This window comes from Bacillus sp. 05T31, from assembly GCF_056396725.1.
In genome coordinates, this window is the sequence record NZ_JBFTMA010000854.1 from 1 (window position 1) to 1,595 (window position 1,595).

The following is a 1,595-nucleotide window of genomic DNA, read 5'->3' on the forward strand; positions in this document are numbered from 1 at the left end:
TATATTGGTTTACCCAATTCAAAATGATTGTGCCACTTATACCGATCGCTCTACCCATTTCTCGATAACTTTCATTTCCGTTCAAATAACGTAGAACGATTTGTATTTTTTCATCAGCTGTAAATTTAGCCATAGAAAAACTGCACCCCAATTGTTAGACTGTGTCTAACAATTGGGGTGCAGTTCATGCAGTTCATAATTGCTGTTCTTTTTTTATTACTATTTAAAATATAAAGTGAAACTTTAATCAGTGGGGGTTTTGTTCATCCCCCACTGATTATTAGCCTTCACCAATCGGGCGTTTACGGGCAGCAGGGCTCCCACCTAACTTCTTTGCTCCAGCCGAATTTTGAGGTAGGAGTTTTACTGCCGCAAATAGCGGGATAAAAAGTTTTTTACTTATTTTCTGAAAAACCATTGACAATGATAATGATAACCATTATCATTTATTATGAAGCCAACAATTGATGAATCAACCAAACGCTCAGTAACATTGTTACCCCTCTTTTTCATATAGAAAGGCACTGTACATTCCCCCTGTTTGTACAGTGCCTTTCTTGTTTATCATCATTCAAACAAATTTAATTGCTCAGGCTTCAGCTCACCATATGTAATGTTCATCATTTTCATAAGCTGTTTCGCATTATCCGCTGCATCTCCGCCCGAATTATTATTAAACAATACAAATATATCCTTCGTCTTCTTTTTCAATCGCCCTAATCGTTCTACCCATTCCGCCAATTCTTTACTATTATAACGATATAAACAGCGAACCGCTCTCCAATTTTCTCCTTTATCCAGCCAACCATGAACATTTCGGCCATGAAAACGTATTAACGCCATGTCCGAGTTTGTTGCCTCTAATATAAGCGGTACTGATCCTATTCCAGCCTGAGGCTCATCGCAAATTGTATGAATCCAGTTTTCTTTTTCTAAAAACTGTAACGTCTTATCTCTCATTTCTGGATAAAACCATGTTTGATTTCGAAACTCTAATGCACATGGTAAATCTTCCATTTTTTCTTTCGTGTATCGAAGTAAATCTACATTTTTCACTTTACAATCAAACCATGGTGGATATTGAAATAAAATCATTTTTAATTTATTTGCTTCTATTAAAGGAAGAATGGATTGTTTATACACATCAAACATCTCATCGAACGTAGAAAAAGGGATTTCCCCTTTCATATGTCCTGTCATTCCTTGATAGGCTTTTACTATAAAAGAAAAATCTTTCGGCGTCTCCATCGCCCATTTTGTATAATTCCGCGCAGGTTGTATCGCATAAAATGAACTATCTACTTCCACAATGGGAAAATGTTCACTATAAGTTCGCAATTTATTTCTATTTTCATAGGGATTTATATATAAAGAATCATGATCTCCCCACCCTGTCACTCCAATGAAAAGCAAATATATCCCTCCCTTTTTAACTTCACCTTCTATCCATTCTACTCACTTCCCGGACATTTCAGCTAATCAATTTCATTAAGTATCCCCTTCTTTAAGAGTATCCGTATAAAAATATGATATACTAAATGGAAGAATTTTTAAATTGAGGGGTTATTTATTTATGCTTCCAAACGATGATATTG

General features: G+C 35.4%; 2 protein-coding genes. Both read right to left on the reverse strand.

Translation table 11 applies throughout. From position 1 onward, the window contains the following. Positions 1 to 133 (reverse strand): transposase (locus tag AC1DJR_RS29205; protein WP_477004166.1); only part of this gene is annotated, 133 nt, incomplete at its 3' end. Between the two features lie 434 nt (positions 134 to 567). Further along, complete coding sequence (locus AC1DJR_RS29210; RefSeq protein ID WP_429686544.1) at positions 568 to 1,413, reverse strand: DUF72 domain-containing protein; 846 nt, start codon at positions 1,411 to 1,413, stop codon at positions 568 to 570. Between the last annotated feature and the right edge of the window lie 182 nt (positions 1,414 to 1,595).